The organism is Pseudomonas sp. HT11 (assembly GCF_044875395.1).
Taxonomy (GTDB): domain Bacteria; phylum Pseudomonadota; class Gammaproteobacteria; order Pseudomonadales; family Pseudomonadaceae; genus Aquipseudomonas.
In genome coordinates, this window is record NZ_CP173217.1 from 3146541 (window position 1) to 3166806 (window position 20266).

18 protein-coding genes are annotated in these 20266 nt (G+C 61.9%); 13 read left to right on the plus strand and 5 right to left on the minus strand.

Annotation, left to right across the window (positions count from 1 at the left end; genetic code table 11):
• Positions 1-221: 221 nt before the first annotated feature.
• The 12 genes from arnC (at position 222) to ABWL43_RS14480 (ending at position 13326) form a co-directional block, all read left to right on the plus strand.
• Positions 222-1262, plus strand: a complete 1041-nt coding sequence (gene arnC / locus ABWL43_RS14425) for an undecaprenyl-phosphate 4-deoxy-4-formamido-L-arabinose transferase (RefSeq protein WP_145160790.1) — start codon at positions 222-224, stop codon at positions 1260-1262.
• The gene (gene arnA / locus ABWL43_RS14430) at positions 1259-3250 is read left to right on the plus strand and encodes a bifunctional UDP-4-amino-4-deoxy-L-arabinose formyltransferase/UDP-glucuronic acid oxidase ArnA (protein WP_119740370.1); all 1992 of its coding nucleotides are present in this window, start codon (positions 1259-1261) and stop codon (positions 3248-3250) included. The genes arnC and arnA overlap by 4 nt, the downstream gene beginning before the upstream one ends.
• Positions 3250-4134 carry a 4-deoxy-4-formamido-L-arabinose-phosphoundecaprenol deformylase gene (gene arnD / locus ABWL43_RS14435; RefSeq protein ID WP_145160792.1) on the plus strand — a complete coding sequence of 295 codons (885 nt, stop codon included), beginning with the start codon at positions 3250-3252 and terminating at the stop codon, positions 4132-4134. Before arnA ends, arnD begins: the two co-directional genes overlap by 1 nt.
• Complete coding sequence (gene arnT, locus ABWL43_RS14440; RefSeq protein WP_404488325.1) at positions 4131-5786, plus strand: lipid IV(A) 4-amino-4-deoxy-L-arabinosyltransferase; 1656 nt, start codon at positions 4131-4133, stop codon at positions 5784-5786. The genes arnD and arnT overlap by 4 nt, the downstream gene beginning before the upstream one ends.
• Complete coding sequence (gene arnE / locus ABWL43_RS14445) at positions 5783-6130, plus strand: 4-amino-4-deoxy-L-arabinose-phosphoundecaprenol flippase subunit ArnE (protein ID WP_056860014.1); 348 nt, start codon at positions 5783-5785, stop codon at positions 6128-6130. Before arnT ends, arnE begins: the two co-directional genes overlap by 4 nt.
• A complete protein-coding gene (gene arnF / locus ABWL43_RS14450) occupies positions 6127-6540 on the plus strand; it encodes a 4-amino-4-deoxy-L-arabinose-phosphoundecaprenol flippase subunit ArnF (RefSeq protein WP_145160797.1) in 414 nt (137 codons plus the stop codon). Before arnE ends, arnF begins: the two co-directional genes overlap by 4 nt.
• Positions 6537-7916, plus strand: coding sequence for a UDP-glucose/GDP-mannose dehydrogenase family protein (locus ABWL43_RS14455; protein ID WP_145160799.1), 1380 nt, complete (start codon positions 6537-6539; stop codon positions 7914-7916). The genes arnF and ABWL43_RS14455 overlap by 4 nt, the downstream gene beginning before the upstream one ends.
• Before the next feature lie 3 nt (positions 7917-7919).
• Entirely contained in the window at positions 7920-9542 is a 1623-nt protein-coding gene (locus ABWL43_RS14460; RefSeq protein ID WP_404488328.1) for an ArnT family glycosyltransferase, read from the plus strand.
• A 330-nt stretch (positions 9543-9872) separates the two neighbouring features.
• Positions 9873-10049, plus strand: a complete 177-nt coding sequence (locus ABWL43_RS14465) for a hypothetical protein (RefSeq protein ID WP_404488330.1) — start codon at positions 9873-9875, stop codon at positions 10047-10049.
• 176 nt (positions 10050-10225) lie between these two features.
• Positions 10226-10936, plus strand: coding sequence for an HPP family protein (locus ABWL43_RS14470; protein ID WP_404488332.1), 711 nt, complete (start codon positions 10226-10228; stop codon positions 10934-10936).
• Positions 10937-11067: 131 nt separating this feature from the next.
• Positions 11068-12171, plus strand: a complete 1104-nt coding sequence (locus ABWL43_RS14475) for an enoyl-CoA hydratase/isomerase family protein (RefSeq protein WP_404488334.1) — start codon at positions 11068-11070, stop codon at positions 12169-12171.
• 3 nt (positions 12172-12174) lie between these two features.
• On the plus strand, positions 12175-13326 hold the full coding sequence (locus ABWL43_RS14480; protein WP_404488335.1) for an acyl-CoA dehydrogenase family protein: 1152 nt from the start codon (positions 12175-12177) through the stop codon (positions 13324-13326).
• A 259-nt stretch (positions 13327-13585) separates the two neighbouring features.
• Here ABWL43_RS14480 and ABWL43_RS14485 read toward each other — a convergent pair whose 3' ends face one another.
• The 5 genes from ABWL43_RS14485 to ABWL43_RS14505 are packed head-to-tail and all read right to left on the minus strand — an operon-like array spanning position 13586 to position 19143.
• Positions 13586-14359: an enoyl-CoA hydratase gene (locus ABWL43_RS14485; protein WP_145160811.1), complete on the minus strand. Its 774-nt coding sequence runs from the start codon at positions 14357-14359 to the stop codon at positions 13586-13588.
• 11 nt (positions 14360-14370) lie between these two features.
• Entirely contained in the window at positions 14371-15498 is a 1128-nt protein-coding gene (locus ABWL43_RS14490) for an acyl-CoA dehydrogenase (protein ID WP_145160813.1), read from the minus strand.
• Between the two features lie 9 nt (positions 15499-15507).
• The gene (locus tag ABWL43_RS14495) at positions 15508-16692 is read right to left on the minus strand and encodes an acetyl-CoA C-acyltransferase (RefSeq protein WP_404488337.1); all 1185 of its coding nucleotides are present in this window, start codon (positions 16690-16692) and stop codon (positions 15508-15510) included.
• A gap of 12 nt (positions 16693-16704) precedes the next feature.
• Positions 16705-17472, minus strand: coding sequence for an SDR family NAD(P)-dependent oxidoreductase (locus ABWL43_RS14500; protein ID WP_242196579.1), 768 nt, complete (start codon positions 17470-17472; stop codon positions 16705-16707).
• A 21-nt stretch (positions 17473-17493) separates the two neighbouring features.
• Positions 17494-19143 (minus strand): AMP-binding protein, encoded by a 1650-nt coding sequence (locus tag ABWL43_RS14505; RefSeq protein WP_262209620.1) that lies wholly within the window; start codon positions 19141-19143, stop codon positions 17494-17496.
• A 226-nt stretch (positions 19144-19369) separates the two neighbouring features.
• On the opposite strand from ABWL43_RS14505, the gene ABWL43_RS14510 reads away from it, so the two are divergent.
• Positions 19370-20263 carry a bestrophin family protein gene (locus ABWL43_RS14510; RefSeq protein ID WP_404488341.1) on the plus strand — a complete coding sequence of 298 codons (894 nt, stop codon included), beginning with the start codon at positions 19370-19372 and terminating at the stop codon, positions 20261-20263.
• Positions 20264-20266: the final 3 nt, after the last annotated feature.

The following is a 20266-nucleotide window of genomic DNA, read 5'->3' on the forward strand; positions in this document are numbered from 1 at the left end:
GAACGAGGCGCGTGTTATCGAACTAACTTGTTGATTACGCTTTACCTTTGAGACATTTCGTCTTTACTACGCTTGCCCATGGAAGAAATTATTGCCAGTCTCAGGAAGGTCGAATGAACACCGCAAACCCACGCTATGTTTAATCAGTTTGCTGAACCTTCAGCCGCTGATGACTGCTGTTTTCACGCGCCAACCTGCTCTAGCCCCGAGGTCATGAATCTTTGAAACCCTACCCTATTCATTGCGTGTCGATCGTCATCCCGGTCTACAACGAACAAGAGAGCCTGCCTGAATTGCTGCGTCGCACAAGCGCAGCCTGCAAGCAACTGGCCTACGAATACGAAATCATCCTGGTGGATGATGGTAGTCGCGACAACTCGGCCCAATTGCTGGAAGACGCTGCCGCGCAAGAAGGCAGCCATGTAGTGGCGGTGATCCTCAACCGTAACTACGGCCAGCATGCCGCGATCATGGCCGGCTTCGAGCAGTGCCGTGGCGAGGTGGTGATTACCCTCGACGCCGACCTGCAAAACCCGCCGGAAGAAATCCCGCGTCTCGTCGAGCAAGCCGCCCTGGGCTACGACGTGGTCGCCACCGTACGCAACAACCGCCAGGACTCGGCCTTCCGCCGCTGGCCCTCGCGCCTGATCAACCTGGCCGTGCAACGCTCCACCGGCGTGGCCATGACCGACTACGGCTGCATGCTGCGCGCTTACCGGCGCACCATCGTCGACGCCATGCTTGCCTGCCGCGAGCGCAGCACCTTCATCCCGATCCTGGCCAACGGTTTTGCCCGCCACACCACGGAAATCCTGGTGCATCACGCTGAGCGTGAGCACGGCGAATCCAAATACAGTGCCATGCGCCTGATCAGCCTGATGTTCGACCTGCTGACGTGCATGACCACCACGCCGCTGCGCCTGCTGTCGATTGTCGGTTTCAGCCTGGCCGCCCTGGGCGTGCTGTTCGCCTTTGCACTGGTCGTCCTGCGCCTGGCCTTTGGTGCTCAGTGGGCCGGCGATGGCATGTTCGTGCTGTTCGCGGTGCTGTTCGTGTTCACTGGTGGCCAGTTCATCGGCATGGGCCTGCTGGGTGAATACCTGGGTCGCATGTACAGCGATGTGCGCGCCCGCCCCCGTTTCTTCATTGAAAAAGTGCTGCGCAACCAACCGGCAGCACCGGCACCCGTGGTCGTTGTTGACGGCCTGGTGTCCTCCCATACCTCCACTTCTACTTCTCCTTCCGATCAGGTTTCGTCATGAATTCAAAAGCTGTTGTCTTCGCTTACCACGATATTGGCTGTGCAGGCATTGAAGCCCTGCTGACCGCCGGCTACGACATTGCTGCCGTGTTCACCCATGCCGACGACCCCAAGGAAAACAATTTCTACGGCTCCGTCGCCCAACTCTGCGCCCGCAACGGCATCCCGGTGCACGCACCGGAAGACGCCAACCACCCGCTGTGGATCGAGCGCATCGCCAAGCTGAACCCGGATTTCATCTTCTCGTTCTACTACCGCAACCTGCTCAGCGAAGCCTTGCTGGCCACCGCCAAAAAAGGCGCGTTCAACCTGCACGGCTCCCTGCTGCCGCAATACCGTGGCCGTGCGCCGGCCAACTGGGTGCTGGTCAACGGCGAAACCGAAACCGGCGTGACCCTGCACCGTATGGTCAAACGCGCCGATGCCGGCCCGATCCTGGCCCAGCAGAAAGTCGTCATCGACCGTACCGACACCGGCTTGACCCTGCACGCCAAGCTGCGTGACGCCGCCACCAGCCTGCTGCGCGATGCACTGCCGCAACTGGCCCAGGGCAAACTGGCTGAAACCGCACAGGACGAGACCAAGGCCACCTACTTTGGCCGTCGCACCGCTGCCGATGGCAAGCTGGACTGGAAAAAGCCGGCTGAAGAGCTGTTCAACCTGGTTCGCGCCGTCACCCAACCGTACCCGGGCGCCTTCTGCGCTGTGGGCGAGCACAAACTGATCGTTTGGCACGCTGAAGTGGTCAAGGGCAACGAAGGCCTGGCACCAGGCCGCGTGATCAGCGTCAACCCGCTGCGCATTGCCTGCGGCGAAGACTCGCTGGTGGTCAAGTTCGGCCAGCGTAACGAAAACGGCCTGTACCTGGCCGGCCCTTCCCTGGCCGATGAATTGGGCCTGGTGGACGGCTCCGTGTTGCGCGGCGCCGAGTCCGGCCGCAAGCCACGCCGTACCCGTGTACTGATCCTGGGTGTGAACGGCTTCATCGGTAACCACCTGTCCGAGCGCCTGCTGCGTGACGACCGTTACGAAATCTACGGCCTGGACATCGGCTCCGACGCCATCGAGCGCCTGCGCAGCCACCCTAACTTCCATTACGTGGAAGGCGACATCAGCATTCACTCCGAGTGGATCGAGTACCACATCAAGAAGTGCGACGTGGTCCTGCCGCTGGTGGCCATCGCCACGCCGATCGAATACACCCGCAACCCGCTGCGCGTGTTCGAACTGGACTTCGAAGAGAACCTGAAACTGGTTCGCTACTGCGTCAAGTACAACAAGCGCGTGATCTTCCCGTCGACCTCCGAAGTCTATGGCATGTGCCAGGACCAGTACTTCGACGAAGACACCTCCAACCTGGTCGTCGGTCCGGTCAACAAGCAACGCTGGATCTACTCGGTCTCCAAGCAACTGCTGGACCGCGTGATCTGGGCTTACGGTGACAAAGGCCTGAAGTTCACCCTGTTCCGTCCGTTCAACTGGATGGGCCCGCGCCTTGACCGTCTGGACTCTGCGCGTATCGGCAGCTCTCGCGCCATCACCCAGTTGATCCTGAACCTGGTGGAAGGCACGCCGATCCGTCTGTTCGACGGTGGCGAGCAGAAGCGCTGCTTCACTGACATCGCCGACGGCATCGAAGCCCTTGCGCGCATCATTGATAACGACAATGACAACTGCAACGGCCAGATCATCAACATCGGTAACCCGGAAAACGAAGCCAGCATCCGTCAGTTGGGCGAAGAACTGCTGCGTCAGTTCGAAGCTCACCCGCTGCGCAGCAACTTCCCGCCGTTCGCCGGTTTCCGCGACGTAGAGAGCAAGGCGTTCTACGGCACCGGTTACCAGGACGTGGCACACCGCAAGCCAAGCATCGAAAACGCCAAGCGCCTGCTGAACTGGGAGCCTACCGTTGAGATGAGCGAAACCATCGGCAACACCCTGGACTTCTTCCTCAAAGAAGCCATGCTCGAAATCGCGGACAAGAAGTAATGAAGGCAGGCTTGCGCATTGACGTCGACACCTACCGTGGCACCCGTGAAGGTGTGCCGCGGTTGCTCGAATCCCTGGATGAAGCCGGGGTTAAAGCGACGTTCTTCTTCAGCGTTGGGCCGGACAACATGGGGCGCCACTTGTGGCGCCTGATCCGCCCGCAATTTCTGTGGAAGATGCTGCGTTCCAATGCCGCCGGGCTGTATGGCTGGGATATCTTGCTGGCCGGCACCGCCTGGCCGGGCAAACCGATTGGCCGTGACCTGGGGCACTTGATGCGCCAGGCCAAGGCTGCCGGCCATGAAGTCGGCCTGCACGCGTGGGATCACCATGGCTGGCAGGCCAACACCGGGCGCTGGAGCGAGGCACAACTCATCGAGCAGATCCGTCGTGGCGTCGACACCCTGAGCGACATCCTGGGTGAACGCATCGACTGTTCAGCTGCCGCCGGCTGGCGTGCCGATGAGCGCGTGGTGCAAGCCAAACAAGCGTTCAATTTTCGCTACAACAGCGATTGCCGGGGTACCAGCCTGTTTCGTCCGACCTTGGCCGATGGCAGTGCGGGCACCCCACAAATTCCGGTAGACCTGCCGACCTTCGACGAAGTCGTCGGGCCGGTAGTGGCTGCCAAAGACTTCAACAGCTTTATTCTTGACCGGTTTAGCGCGTCGAAGCTGAACGTCTACACGATCCACGCAGAAGTAGAAGGGATTCTGATGGCTGATGATTTTCGCCAGTTGCTTGCCCAGGCCGGGCAGCGCGGCATCGACTTCCAACCCCTGGGCGAGCTGCTGCCTGCGGATGTGACCACCCTGCCCCAGCAACATTTGGTGCGCGGCGCGTTGAGCGGCCGCGAGGGTTGGCTCGGAGTGCAACAGGCATGATCCGGCGCTGGGCATTGCCCCTGCTCCTGTTGGCGTTTGGTGTGTTTTACCTGTTACCGCTGGCCAGCCACGGCCTGTGGATTCCCGATGAGACCCGTTACGCGCAGATCAGCCAGGAAATGCTGCTGACCGGCAAATGGGCCTCGCCGCATTTCATGGGCATCCGCTACTTCGAGAAACCCGCTGCCGGCTACTGGATGATCGCGCTGGGCCAGGCGATCTTCGGTCAGAACCTGTTCGGCGTGCGCTTCGCCTCGGCCTTGAGCACCGGGCTGAGCATTGTGCTGGTTTACCTGGTGTCGCGCCGCTTGTGGAATGACCCGCAAAAAAGCCTGGTCAGCACCGTGCTGTACATGAGCTTTGTCAGCGTGGCCTTGCTGGGTGGCTACGCCAACCTGGACCCGCAATTCACCTTTTGGGTCAACCTGACCGGCGTTGCGCTGTGGTTCTGCTTTGACAGCAACACCCGCCAGGGCCGCCTGTGGTCCTGGGCGTTGCTGGGTTTTGCCTGCGGCATGGGGTTCATGACCAAGGGGTTTCTGGCCTGGTTGCTGCCGGTGTTGATCGCCCTGCCCTATGCGATCTGGCACAAGCGTTTTCGTGAGCTGCTCGGGTACGGCGTGGTTGCTGTGGTCGTGGCCATTATCGTCAGCCTGCCCTGGGCACTGGCCGTGCACCTGCAAGAGCCGGATTACTGGAACTTCTTCTTCTGGCACGAGCATATCCAGCGCTTTGCCGGCGACGACGCCCAGCACGCCGAGCCGTTCTGGTTCTACCTGCCGCTGATGGTCGCATTCTCGCTGCCGTGGATGGCACTGTTACCGTCCACGATCAAACAGGCGTGGCTGCAAAAGCGCCTGCCGCAGACCGCCTACCTGTTGCTGTGGCTGCTGATGCCCCTGGCATTTTTCAGCCTGGCCAAAGGCAAGCTGCCGTCTTACATCATGCCGTGCCTGCTGCCGTTGGCCTTGTTGATGGGCTCGACCCTGAGCGACAAGCTTGCCCTGGGCCACGGCCGCGCATTGCGCATCAACGGCGGGTTGAACCTGGCGCTGGGTGTTCTGGCGGTGCTGGCGCTCAGCTGGTTCCAACTGAAAAAGCCCGTGTATGAACACGGCGAAGAAACCTTCAGCCTGGTGCTGCTGTTCACCTTCCTGTTCGGCTGGATCGTGGTCAACCTGCTCCAGGCGGGGCGACCGCTGAAGCTGTGGGCCGCGCCGGTAATCGGCAGCTGGTTGCTGGTGGCATTGGTGCCCGCCGCGTTGCCGCATTCGGTGGTTTACAACAAGACCCCGGACCAGTTCATCATCGATCACCTGGACGAACTGCAACCCACTGCCTCCCTGCTCAGCAATGACCTTGGCGCGGCATCGGCGCTGTCGTGGCGCATGGGGCGTCCGGACGTCAGCCTCTACAACACGGTCGGCGAAGTGAAATACGGCATCGCCTACCCGGACACCGCGCACCGCAGGATCGACACCAACGAAGTCCAGCAATGGATGAGCGAGGCGCGCAAGAAAGGTTCTGTCGGTGTGGTGATGCGGGTCAAGGGTGACGATGAAGTCGCCGAAGTCAACCTGCTGCCCAAGGACGGTAAACGCTATGAGCAAGGCAACATTGTGATCCTGATTTTCCCACAGGCCGCGCAATGATCACCCTGCTTCTATTGCTGGGCGCGTGCCTGCTGACGTGCATGGGCCAGGTCTCGCAAAAGTTTGCCGTCGAAAGCTGGCGCGACCAGCCAGACGGTTGGGCGCCCAAATTGCGCTCGCCGTGGCTGTGGTCGGCGCTGGTGTGCCTGGGCCTGGGCCTGTTGGTCTGGCTGCTGGTGCTGCAGCGTCTGGAAGTGGGCATCGCCTACCCGATGCTCAGCCTGAATTTTGTACTGGTCACGCTGATGGCGCGCTTTGTTTTTCATGAACACATCGACGGCCGGCACTGGCTGGGCGTGGCGCTGGTGATCGGCGGTGTGGTGTTGCTGGGGCGTCACGTATGAGCCGGGCTCAAGGCTTTGCCCTGGCCCTAGGCAGTGTCGGCCTGGTCAGCGCCGCCCAGTTGGGCATGCGCTGGAGCATGACGCGCCTGCCGCTGCCAGCCGACTGGCTGAACGCGTTCAACAGCAATGCCATCGACCTTGGCGCCTTGGGCGTGGTGATCCTGGCGATCATCGCCTATGCGCTGTCGATGCTCTGCTGGCTCGGCGCACTCAAGCACTTGCCGCTGGGCCGCGCCTATTCGCTGCTCAGCATCAGCTACGCGTTGGTCTACCTGCTGGCCGCCAGCCTGCCGGTGTTCAACGAAGCTTTTTCGCTTTCAAAAACCCTGGGGGTGGCGTTGGTCATCCTCGGTGTTCTGGTTATTAACTCTCGTCGTGCTAGCGTTGCAAGCCCCAGGAATGCCCCATGAAAATCAGTGTATTTGGTAGCGGTTACGTCGGTCTGGTGCAGGCCACCGTATTGGCCGAAGTCGGTCACGATGTGATCTGCATGGACGTGGACAAGAGCAAGGTCGAGTCGCTCCAGAAAGGCCATGTGACCATCTTCGAGCCGGGGCTTGCGGCCATGGTCAAGGAAAACCTGGAAAGCGGGCGCCTGCACTTCACCTTCGATGAAAAGCTCGCGGTCGAACACGGTGAAGTGTTGTTTATTGCCGTGGGCACGCCGTCGGATGAAGACGGCTCGGCCGACCTCAAATACGTGCTGTCGGTGGGTGATGCCGTGTCCCGTCACCGCGTGGAGCCGGTGATCCTGGTAGAAAAATCCACCGTCCCCGTCGGCACCGGCGACACCCTGCGTGCGCACATCGAAAAGAACCTGCGCACAGCCGGCCGGCACCTGGAGTTCGATATCGTCTCCAACCCGGAGTTTCTCAAGGAAGGCTCGGCTGTTGCCGACTGCCGCCGTCCGGACCGCATCATCATCGGCTGTGAGCGCGAGGAAGTGCGTGAAGTGATGCGCGACCTCTATGCGCCGTTCAACCGCAACCATGACCGCATCATCTTCATGGACCTGCGCAGCGCCGAACTGACCAAATACGCCGCCAACTGCATGCTGGCGACCAAGATCAGCTTTATCAACCAGATCGCCGAGCTGGCCGAACACCTGGGCGCGGACATCGAAGCCGTGCGCCTGGGCATCGGTGCCGACTCGCGGATCGGTTACCACTTCATCTACCCCGGTTGCGGCTACGGCGGCTCCTGCTTCCCCAAGGACATGCGCGCCTTGATCCACAGCGCCAAGCAAGCCAACTGCTCCAGTGACTTGCTGGAAGCCGTGGAAGCCATCAACCAGCGCCAGAAGAGCAAGCTGTTCGAGCGCATCAACGCTTACTTCAAGGGCAACCTGCAGGGCAAGACCTTTGCCTTGTGGGGCCTGGCATTCAAGCCCAACACCGATGACATGCGCGATGCACCGAGCCGCGTGCTGATGGAAGCCTTGTGGGCCGCGGGCGCCAATGTCCGTGCATTTGACCCGGAAGCCATGCAGGAAACCCAGCGCATCTACGGCGACGAGTCACGCCTGACGCTGCTGGGCACGCCGGAATCGGCCTTGAGCGGCGCCGATGCGCTGATCGTCTGCACCGAATGGCAGCAGTTCAAGGCGCCGGATTTCGACCTGATCCACGCTCGCCTGAAAAACCCGGTGATCTTCGACGGTCGCAACCTGTATGACGGCGAACGCCTGGCACGCAAAGGCTTCAAGTACTTCCCGATGGGCCGTGGCGACTCGTGTGAACTGCCGATCCCTCAGCAAAACTGGGTAGAGCAGGTCAAGGAAGCCTGATACGTGAACAAAGCTTATCCGCCCCTGCTCACTGCAACGATCCGTCACCAGTCACTGGGGCTTGGGCTCCTGGCGCTGGTGCTGTTTATTGCCGGCAACTGGCACCAGGCGATTATCGGGTTTGACTCGCGCTTCGTGGTGTTTGCCCAGGAAATGCTGCGTCATGGGCCAAGTTTTTTCCCCACGACCTACGGGCAGCCCTACGCCGATTACCTGGCCACCTCGACCGTGTTGACGTGGCTGTTCTCGTTGCCCCTGGGCCAGGTCACCAGCTTGACCGCCTGGTTGCCCACGGCCATCGCTTCGGCGCTGATCGTGGTGCTGGTGTATCGGCTGACGGCGCCCTACTCCGTGCGTTGGGGCCTGCTGAGTATTGCGATGCTGCTGCTCAGCAGCACGTTCATCAGTGAAACCCGGGCGGTGTCCCTCGACCAGATGCTCGCGGCGGTGGCCTTGGCGGTGTTTTACCTGGGTTATGCGCATGATCATTTCGCCAGCCCGAAACGCCTGCACTGGCTGTTCCTGTTGCTGATCATCGGCTTCGCCATCCGTGGGCCGATCGGCCTGGTGATTCCAACGGGCGTGCTGTGCAGCTATTACTTGCTCAACCGGCAGTGGCGCCAACTGTTCACCTTCGGCCTGATTGCCCTGGCGTTGCTGGCGGCCTGTGTGGGCCTGTTGCTACTGCTGGCCAAGCTCAGCGGTGGCGAAGACTTCATGCAGGACGTGATCCGCATGCAGTTCCTTGGGCGCATGGATGGCACCGAAGGTTCCAGCGGCGCGCTGTATTACTTCACCAGCTCCCTGGGCAATTACGCCTTGGCCTATCCGCTGGCACTGTTGGTGCTGGTGGCGGTGGCCATCGGCGGGCGCCGCACGCCAGACCCGGCCTTGCAACTGGTGTTGTATTGCGCAGCGGCCGGGTTGCTGGTGATGCTGGGCTTGTCGGTGCCTCAGGCAAAAAAGGCGCGCTACATCCTGCCGATGTTGCCGATGGCGGCGATCCTGGCGGCCTACCCGTTCCAGGTCACCCAGGGGCGGCTGTTTGCAGGGCTGCGCGCCTTGATGCTGGGCATCTGGACGCTGATGCCGGCACTGCTGGCCGTCGGGCTGGTGGTGGCGCGCCGACGTTACGCAGAGCAACTGGGCAGCCTGGGGGTGATCTTCGGCGTACTGGGCGTGCTTCAGGTAGTGGCGCTGCTGGCGGTCTTCAACGTGCGGTTACGCGCGACGGGGCCGGCCTTCGCTGCGGTGCTGGCGCTCTGGACGACTTACATCGTGGTGGTTGAACCCTTGGAGCGCGCGCTTTACGACACGCGCACCTTCACCCTTGCGGTCAAAGACCAGATCACGCAGCAGCCGGCGCCTGTGGTACTGCATGGTTTGGGCAAGGATGCGAAAGCCATCAAGTTCATGGTCAACTTCAACTGTGACAAGGTGCCGTTGTTTACCCATTCCTCAGCGGACCTGGCGCCGCTGCAAGGGCCTGCCTGGCTGGTGATGAGCGCGCAGGATTTCGAAAACCTGCAGGATCCGCGCTTGCAATCGGTTACGCCGACGCTCACCGGGGAGTTCGACAAAGACCCTTATGTGTTGCTGCATCTGGAGAAAACCCCGGCGCCCTGATCGCAGTATTGGCCCTGTGTACAAGACGACGCCCACTTCAACAAGAGTGGGCGTTTTCGTTGCTGCAACCGAGAAAGCACCTACACAGCTATGCGTAATGGCTGGTGCACTTTGTCTTCCGGCGCCTGGAACCCAAATGTAGACTCGTTTGCCAGGTGCGGTAACCCATTACAGCCCCAACGTGTGGCTTATCTCGCCAGCTCGAGGCTGGCGCACCCTGGATAACAAGGACGCAGTAGGCTGCCCATACACACGGCAGCTTACGCATACGAGGGCAATGCCGTGGCGGAAGATCCGATGTCAATTCCCGTGCCGAGGCTGGATCGGTTGATGGCACTGCGCGACGCCCTGGTGGCGTTGAAGGGGCCGCTGGCCAGCGACCTGACACTGCGGGAAAACCTGCAAAAACAGCTGTTCAATGAAGAAATCGACAGGCGCGTACTGGGCCATATCAGCCCACCCTTTGCGCAGATGACGCGCCTGATTCCTTTCGGCGAAGTCATTTAAGCTCACGCAAAGCGATTTGAGTTCAATAAACTTGCACTCAACCCTCATTAATATGCAGTGGAGCCCATCAGCAAAGGTCGGCACACTGTGCAGGTTCCTCCTCCAAACGTTGGAAAGGGCTTTTCCGGGCAACCAGGCAAGCCTTTTTTTTCGCCCGCACGTTCAGGACCTTTTGAATGCTTACCCGTTGGTTACCTGCTGCAATCAATACCCGCCCTGTTGAATGGAGCCGTGCCGCGATCGGCATGGCCTTGGGCACGCTGTTCAGTGTCTGGCTGTGCGCCCAAGTGTTTGGCATGCAGGTCGCGCTGCACCTGCTCGGCCCGCTCGGTGCCTCGGCTGTGTTGCTGTTTGCGGTGTCTTCCGGTGCGCTGGCCCAACCCTGGTCGATCATCGGCAGCTATTTGTGCGCGGGCGTGATGGCACTGCTGGTCGCCCGCGTATTGGGGCGTACGCTGGGCAGCGCGTGCCTGGCCGCGGGCATGACCGTTATCCTGATTTGCTGGCTGCGTTGCCTGCACCCGCCGGCCGGTGGCCTGGCGATGACGTTGGTACTGGCAGACCCGGCCTCCATGGCCCTTGGATGGCAGGAACTGGCGCCGGTCATGCTCGGCGCGGGTACGCTGCTGACGTGTGCATTGGCATATAACAACGCCACGCGCACGCGCTATCCCAGAGGCGCGGTCGAGGCGCCCGCGGCCGTCATTGGCAGTGCGGCGGCCGCAACAGACCCGGCAATCACGGCGGCCGACTTGAAGCTGGCGCTGGCCGAGATGGAGCAGTTTTACGATGTGCAACCGAGCGAGCTCGAACAGTTGATCCATGCCGCAGAAGGCCATGCACGACGCCGCAGCATCGGCGAAGTACTGGCCCGTCGCGCCGCCTGAGCCTGCGTGCATAAATGCAAAAACGACCTGCATGATTCCGGGTTGTACGGGGCAAATTTGCACTGGTACGATCGCGAGAGGGTTCCTCCGCGAACATCTTGATAAAGAACAATAAAAGCAGGGAGTTACAGATGACTGCTCAGGTTTCATCCGAAGCAAGCCGCGCCGAAATTCTTCACGACGAAGTGCTGGCCGACGTTCGCAACCACATTGGCCACCTCACCCTCAATCGCCCCGCTGGCTTGAATGCCATCACCCTGGACATGGTTCGCAGCCTGACGGCGCAGTTACAGGCCTGGGCGGATGACCCGCAGGTCTACGCCGTGGTGCTGCGCGGCGCTGGCGAAAAAGCCTTTTGCGCCGGTGGCGACATCCGTTCGCTGTACGACAGCTTCAAGAACGGCGACAGCCTGCACGCCGACTTCTTCGTCGAGGAGTACGCCCTCGACCTGGCCCTCCACCATTACCGCAAACCCGTCCTGGCGTTGATGGACGGGTTCGTGCTCGGCGGCGGCATGGGCCTGGTGCAAGGCGCTGATCTGCGCGTGGTCACCGAGCGCAGCCGCCTGGCGATGCCGGAAACGGCCATTGGTTATTTCCCGGATGTGGGCGGCAGCTACTTCCTGCCGCGCATACCCGGCGAGGTGGGGATTTACCTGGGCGTCACCGGCGTACAGATCCGCGCGGCCGACGCGTTGTATTGCGGGTTGGCGGACTGGTATCTGGAGAGCACCCGGCTCACCGACCTGGACCAGAAACTCGACCGCCTGCAATGGCAGGACTCGCCGCTCAAGGACCTGCAAGGCGTGCTCGCCAAACTGGCCGTCCAGCAATTGCCCGACGCGCCGCTGGCAGCATTGCGCCCGGCCATCGACCATTTCTTCGCCCTGCCAGACGTGCCAAGCATCGTCGAGCAGTTGCAGCAAGTCACCGTCGCCGACACCCATGAGTGGGCGCTGAACACCGTCGCCCTGATGCAGACCCGCTCACCGCTGGCGATGGCCGTTACCCTGGAAATGCTGCGCCGTGGCCGCCGCCTGCCGCTGGAGCAGTGCTTCGCGCTGGAATTGCACCTGGATCGCCAGTGGTTCGAGCGCGGCGACCTGATCGAAGGGGTGCGCGCGTTGATCATCGACAAGGACAAAACGCCGCGCTGGCGCCCAGCCACGATCCACGACCTGGACGCCACCCACGTGGAGAGCTTCTTCCACGACTTCAAGCAGTTTGGGAGATAAGCCATGCAAGATATTGAATACACTGAAGAACAAGTGATGATTCGCGACATGGCGCGCGACTTTGCCCGCGGTGAAATCGCGCCCCACGCCCAAGCGTGGGAGAAAGCCGGTTGGATCGATGATGCCCTGGTCGCCAAGATGGGCGAACTGGGCCTGCTGGGGATGGTGGTGCCCGAAGAATGGGGCGGCACCTATGTCGATTACGTCGCCTACGCCCTAGCTGTTGAAGAAATCTCGGCCGGCGACGGCGCCACCGGCGCCCTGATGAGTATCCATAATTCAGTCGGTTGCGGGCCAATCCTCAACTACGGCACACAAGCGCAGAAAGAAACCTGGCTGCCCGACCTTGCCAGTGGCCAGACCATCGGCTGCTTTTGCCTGACCGAACCCCAGGCGGGTTCCGAAGCCCATAACCTGCGCACACGCGCCGAACTGCGCGATGGCCAGTGGGTGATCAATGGCGCCAAGCAGTTTGTCAGCAACGGCAAACGCGCCAAGCTGGCGATTGTGTTTGCGGTGACGGATCCGGATTCGGGCAAACGCGGCATTTCCGCGTTCCTGGTGCCCACCAATACGCCAGGGTTTGTGGTTGACCGCACAGAACACAAGATGGGCATTCGCGCGTCGGATACCTGCGCCGTCACCCTCAACCAGTGCACGGTGCCCGAAGCCAATTTGCTCGGTGAGCGTGGCAAAGGCCTGGCCATTGCCCTGTCCAACCTGGAGGGCGGGCGCATCGGCATTGCTGCCCAGGCCCTGGGCATCGCCCGCGCGGCCTTTGAGGCGGCGCTGGGGTATGCGCGCGATCGCGTGCAGTTCAACCAGGCGATTATCGAGCACCAGAGTGTCGCCAACCTGCTGGCCGACATGCAAACCCGCCTGAATGCCGCACGGTTGCTGATCCTGCACGCCGCGCGCTTGCGCAGTGCCGGCAAGCCGTGCCTGTCGGAAGCGTCCCAGGCCAAGCTGTTCGCCTCGGAAATGGCCGAAAAGGTCTGCTCCTCCGCGATGCAGATTCACGGTGGGTATGGGTATCTGGAGGATTATCCGGTGGAGCGTTACTACCGGGACGCGCGGATCACGCAGATTTACGAGGGCACCAGCGAGATTCAGCGGATGGTGATCGCGCGCGAGCTGAAAAACTACCAGCTCTAAGCCAATACCGGCTGTGTAGGCGCTGGCTTGCCAGCGATGCAGGCACCTCGGTTCACCTGCGGGACCGAGGTGAGGCTATCGCAGGCAAGCCAGCTCCCACATCAAGCGCTCCCCACGCTAATCAACACGCCGCAAAACCAAAGTGGGAGCGGGCTTGCCCGCGAATACGGCGTATCAGTCAGCGAATGTATCGACTGATCCAGCGCATTCGCGAGCAAGCCCGCTCCCACAAGTTGCGTTCCAGCAGTCCTGAAGCCGGTTACTTATCTTTGAACTCCGGCGCGCGCTTGGCCACAAACGCTGCCATCCCTTCCTTCTGATCCTGCGTTGCAAACGCCGCATGGAACACCCGGCGCTCAAAGCGCACGCCTTCGGAAAGGCTTACTTCAAACGCGCGGTTCACGCTTTCCTTGACCATCATGCTGATCGGCACGGATTTGCCGGCGATCAGCGTTGCCACCTTCAGCGCCTCTTCCAGCAGCTCATCCGCCGGCACGATACGCGCCACAATACCGCAACGCTCGGCTTCCACTGCATCGATAAAGCGCCCGGTCAGGCACATTTCCATGGCCTTGGCCTTGCCCACCGCGCGGGTCAGGCGCTGGGTGCCGCCCATGCCCGGCAGCACGCCGAGGTTGATTTCCGGCTGGCCGAACTTGGCGCCGTCGCCCGCGAGGATGAAGTCGCACATCAACGCCAGCTCACAGCCGCCGCCCAAGGCAAAGCCGTTGACGGCGGCAATGATCGGCTTGCGGCGGTTGGCCACGCGGTCGCTGTCGCTGAACAGGTCGTCCAGGTAAATCTGAGGGTAGGTCAGCTCGGCCATTTCCTTGATGTCGGCCCCGGCGGCGAAGGCTTTTTTCGAGCCGGTCAGCACGATGCAGCCGATTTGCGGGTTGGCTTCCAGGCTGTCCAGCGCCTGGTTCAACTCGCTGACCAGTTGCGCATTCAAGGCGTTCAGGGCTTGCGGGCGATTAAGGGTAATCAGCCCGACGCGGTCCTGGACCTCGAGCAAAATGGTTTCGTAACTCATCTAATGGCTCCTTAAAGATTGCGTGAGATGACCATGCGCTGGATATCGCTGGTGCCTTCGTAAATCTGGCAGACCCGCACATCGCGGTAGATCCGCTCCAAGGGAAAGTCGCTCAGGTAACCGTAACCGCCCAAGGTTTGCAAGGCGGCCGAGCAGACTTTTTCGGCCATTTCCGAGGCGAACAGCTTGGCCATCGAGGCCTCGACCAAGGCTGGCTTGCCGCTGTCGCGCAGGGCGGCGGCGTAATGCACCATCTGCCGGGCGACGGCAATTTGCGTGGCCATGTCCGCCAGGCGAAACGCCACGGCCTGGTGTTCGATCAAGGTTTTGCCGAAGCTTTCGCGCTCGCGCGCATAGTCACGCGCGGCTTCAAATGCCGCGCGCGCCATGCCCACCGATTGCGAAGCGATGCCGACGCGGCCGCCTTCAAGGTTGGCCAGGGCGATCTTGTAGCCTTCGCCCTCCTCGCCCAATCGGTTGGCGACCGGCACCTTCACGTCTTCAAACAGAATCTGGCAGGTGTCGGACGCATGCTGGCCGAGCTTGTCTTCGACCCGCGCCACGGTGTAACCGGGGGAATCGGTGGGCACGATAAACGCGCTGATCCCGCGCTTGCCGGCGGCCGGGTCGGTGACCGCAAACACAATCACGATCCCGGCGTTCTGCCCGGAGGTGATGAACTGTTTGCAACCATTGAGCACGTAGTGATCGCCGTCCAGGCGCGCGCGGGTTTTCAGGCTGCTGGCATCGGAACCGGCCTGCGGTTCGGTCAGCGCAAAGGCGCCGAGCATGGCACCGCTGGCCAGCGGCTTGAGGAACTGTTCTTTCTGCTGATCGTTGCCGAATTTCAGAATCGGCACGCAGCCCACCGAGTTGTGCACGCTCATGATGGTCGAGCAGGCGCCGTCACCGGCGGCGATTTCTTCCAGCGCCATCGCATAGGCCAGGTAGCCGGTGTCGCAACCGCCCCACTGTTCCGGCACCAGCATGCCGAAAAAGCCCAGCTCGGCCATTTCGCCAATGGCTTGCTTGGGAAAGCGGTGCTCGCGGTCCCACTCGGCAGCGAAAGGTTTCAAGCGCTCCTGGGCAAATTGCCGGGCCGCGTCGCTGATTTGCAGTTGTTCGTCATTGGGCAGCATAAAAAGTCCTTAATACACGCATTCGACGGCCATGGCCGTGGCTTCACCGCCGCCAATACAAATGGCCGCAACGCCGCGCTTGAGGCCTTTCTGGCGCAGCGCCGAGAGCAAGGTCACCAGGATGCGCGCGCCCGAAGCGCCGATCGGATGCCCCAGCGCGCAGGCGCCGCCGTGGATGTTGACCTTGCTGTGGGGGATTTCCAGCTTGCTCATGGTCACCAGGCTGACCACCGCAAAGGCTTCGTTGATCTCGAACAAATCCACGTCGCCAAGGTGCCAGCCGGTCTTGCTCATCAGCTTGCGAATCGCCCCCACCGGCGCCACCGGAAACAGCCCCGGCTCGTCGGCGAACGCCGCGTGCCCATGGATGATTGCCAGCGGCTTGAGCCCACGCTTTTGCGCTTCAGACTGACGCATCAGCAGCAGCGCCGCCGCGCCGTCGGAGATCGAACTGGAGTTGGCCGCCGTCACCGTACCGCCTTCGCGGAAGGCCGGTTTCAGGCTGGCGATCTTGTCCAGCTTGGCTTTGGGGGGCTGTTCGTCATGCAGGATGGTTTTTTGCTCTTTACCGACGGTGACCTGCACCGGGACGATTTCGGCGGCGAAGCTGCCGTGGGTGATTGCCTCTTGGGCACGGGTCAGCGAGGCGATGGCGAAGGCGTCCTGGGCTTCACGGGTAAAGCCGTTGTGCTCGGCACAGTCTTCGGCAAAGGTGCCCATCAGGCGGCCCTTGTCGTAGGCGTCTTCGAGGCCGTCGAGGAACATGTGGTCGAGCACCTTGCCGTGGCCCATGCGGTAGCCGCTGCGCGCGCGGTCCAGCAGGTACGGCGCGTTGGACATGCTTTCCATGCCACCGGCCACCACCACCTCGACACTGCCGGCCAGCAGTGAGTCGTGGGCGAGAATGGTCGCCTCCATGCCCGAACCACACATTTTGTTCAGCGTGGTGCAGCGCGTGGCCTTGTCCAGCCCGGCGCCCAATGCCGCCTGACGCGCAGGCGCCTGGCCGAGACCTGCGGGCAATACGCAGCCAAACAGCACCTCATCCACCGCGTCCGGGGCGATGCCGGCGCGTTCGACGGCGGCGCGAATCGCGGCGGCCCCCAGTTGCGGCGCAGTCAGGCCCTTGAGGTCGCCCTGGAAACCGCCCATGGGCGTGCGGACGGCGCTGACGATAACAATCGGATCGTGCATGAAAAATTCTCCTTACTTGGCGGCCATGCGCAAGGCGCCGTCGAGACGGATGACCTCGCCATTGAGCATGCTGTTTTCAATGATGTGTCGCACCAGCGCGGCGTACTCGGCCGGTTTGCCCAGGCGTGGCGGGAATGGCACACCGGCGGCTAGGGAATCGCGCACCTCTGGGGTCATGCCGGCCATCATCGGCGTTTCGAAAATGCCCGGGGCGATGGTCATGACCCGGATGCCGAAGCGCGCCAGTTCGCGAGCAGCAGGCAGCGTCAGGCTGGCGATGGCGCCTTTGGACGCGGCATACGCCGCCTGGCCGATCTGCCCGTCAAAGGCGGCCACCGACGCGGTATTGATGATCACGCCGCGCTCGCCGTCGGCATTCGCCTCGGTTTCAGCGATGGCGGCGGCGGCCAGGCGCAGCAGGTTGAAGCTGCCGATCAGGTTGACGTTGATCACTTGGGCAAAGCTTGCCAGCGCGTGCGGGCCGTTCTTGCCGAGGATTTTTTCGCCACGCACCACACCGGCGCAGTTCACCAACCCATGCAAACCGCCGAACGCGGCGACGGCGGCTTGCACGGCCGCTTCGGCAGCGGCTTCTTGGCTGATATCCGCCACCGCGCTGCGGGCGTTATCGCCCAACTGCCGGGCCTTAGCCGCGACGGCTTCGGCGTTGAGGTCCACCAGCATCACCTTGGCGCCGGCGGCTACCAGCATGTCAGCGGTGGCCGCGCCGAGGCCCGAAGCGCCGCCGCTGACCAGGAATACCTTGTTTTCAATCTGCATCTTGATTTCCTTTGAAAGGGATCACGCCAAGGCTGCTTGAGCCTTGGCGATTTCCTGATTACGCAAAATAAAACGTTGCAGCTTGCCGCTCGGGGTTTTCGGCAAGTCGCTGACAAATTCGATTTCTCGCGGGTAGGCATGCGCGGCGAGGCGCTTGCGCACGTGCAGGCGCAGCTCTTCGGCCAGCTCAGGCGTGGCGCGGTATTGCTCGTTGATCACCACAAAGGCTTTCACCAGCTCGGTGCGTTCCGGGCAGGGCTTGCCGACCACCGCGGCTTCGACCACGGCCGGGTGCTCGACCAAGGCGCTTTCCACGTCGAAGGGCCCGACGCGGTAGCCAGAGGTGGTGATCACGTCATCACTGCGCCCGACAAAACTGATGCTGCCGTCCGGGTTCAGCTCCACGGTGTCGCCGCTGAGGTAATACTTGCCGACAAAGGCCTTGGTCTTCACGCCGTCGTAACCGGCAAACCAGCACATCGGCGACTGTTCGCGGTCAATGGCGAGAATGCCCGGCTGGCCGGCGGGCAGTTCCTGATGGTTGTCATCGAGCACCACGATGCGGTGCCCCGGCGAGGCAAACCCGGCTGAGCCGACATGCACCGGATGCGCCAGGCCGTGGTGGTTGCACAGCACCATGCCCAGTTCGGTCTGGCCATAGTGGTCGTGGATGGTCACGCCCAGGTTATCGGCGAACCAGCGGATCACTTCCGGGTTCAGGGGTTCGCCGGCGCTGCTGACAATGCGCAGCTTGCCCTTGATCGCGCGGGCGAACTGCTCACCGCCGGCGATCAGCAGGCGGTACGCGGTCGGCGAGCCCGTCAGGTTGGTGATGCCGTACTTGTTGATCACCCGGCAGGTGCTCTCCAGGGTGAACGGCCCATCGTAAAAGGTGATCGGGTGGCCCATGGACAACGGCCCGGTCACGCCAAAATAGATGCCGTAAGCCCAACCTGGGTCGGCAACGTTCCAGAACGCGTCTTCGGGGCGAAGGTCTACTGCGTCGCGGGTGTAGCGCTGAAAGGCAACGATGGCCTTGAGCGGCACCGACAGGGCTTTCGACGGGCCGGTGGTGCCCGAGGTGAACATCAGCAGAAACGGCGCGTCACCGTCCAGCATCACCGGCTCGCAGGCGTTGGAGTAATTCGGCAATTCAGCCCAGAAGCTGTAGTCGCCACGCACGATGCCTTCGCCTTTGGGCCCGGCGACGGTGACGATGGTCGGGCAACCTTCCACGTCCACAAGCTTGGGCCGGTTCACCGCGTCGGTGACCACCAGCGCGGCGCCGGAGCTGCTCAAGCGATGTTCGATGGCCTTGGGCCCGAAGGCGGTAAACAGCGGCTGATAAACCGCGCCGATACGCCAGGTGGCGAACACCACCACCAGCAATTCTGCGGTGCGCGGCAGCAGGCCGGCCACCTTGTCGCCGCGTTTGACGCCCTGGGCCAGGAGGAAATTGGCGAAGCGGGCGGCCTGGTCCTGCAAGTCGGTGAAGGTGGACGTGGCGCTGCGCCCGTCCTTGCCTTCCCAGAACAGCGCGATGCGGCCCGGCAGCGCATGCCGGTCGCAGCATTCCACGCAGGCATTGAGCGCCTGCAGGTTGCCGGCCAGTGCGGCGTCGACGGTGTGCTGGTAATCAAACTCGGTAGTGGCAGCCAAATACTCACGCATCGCTTCAAATCCTTGTGGTTTTTATTTTCAGGACGTTTTTGAACACGTAAACCGTGGAAATAGTCGCTCTGCAGCGTTACAGCAGCAATGGTCAAAGCCTTCAACTTGGCTGACTGGTTTGGCCAATCATTGAGCGCGCTGATCAGCCGGTCAGTTCAAGTGATTGGACGCCCGCCAGGGTTGCTTCTAACCTTGGGGCCTGCACCACCAAAGAAGCCTCCCTGCAATGATCGTTCGTCCCAAACCCAACCTCCTGGGCATCCTGTTTTCCCTCAAGGGCTCGATTGCCAAGCGCATCGCGCTGCGCAGCCTGCTGGTGACCTTGCTGGCCTCGGTGATCGTGCTGGTTGAAACCTTGCACCCGGCGTATTTTTCCAAGGTCAACGCCACGCCGTTCACCTTGCTGGGCTTGTCGTTGTCGATCTTCATGAGCTTTCGCAACAACGCCTGCTATGACCGCTGGTGGGAAGGCCGCAAGCAGTTGGGGCAAATGATCATCGATGTGCGCTCGCTGATCCGCGAAACCCAGGTGCTGACTGACCCGGCTGAACGCAGTGGGCTACTGCGCGGTTTGTGCGGCTTTGCCCATGGCCTGATTGCGCGCCTGCGCCATGAAGACGAGGCCGGCGCCATCACGCCGTGGATCGGCGTTGATCGCGCGCACCCGAACCTTCCAGACGCTGTGCTGCAACAACTGGGCGCGCGCTTTTGCGGGCTGGCCGAGCAAGGCGTCATCAGCGAATGGCGCTACACCCAGCTGGAAACCCGACTGGTCAGCCTCAGCCAGGTGCAGGCTTCGTGCGAGCGGATAAAGCACACGCCGCTGCCCTTCCCTTACACGCTGCTGCTGCACCGCACCATCTACCTGTTCTGCATTCTGTTGCCGTTTGCCATGGCCGAGCCGTTGGGCTGGCTGACGCCGGTGTTCACCGCCATCGTCAGCTACACCTTCTTTGGCCTGGACGAAATTGGCGACGACCTGGAAGACCCGTTCGGCTTTGATGAAAACGACCTGCCGTGCAATGCCATCGTGCGCACATTGGAGCGCGAGATCCTTGCCGCTCTGGGCGAAAGCGACTTGCCGCCGGCCCTGGAACCCATTGAATACGTGCTGAGCTGATGC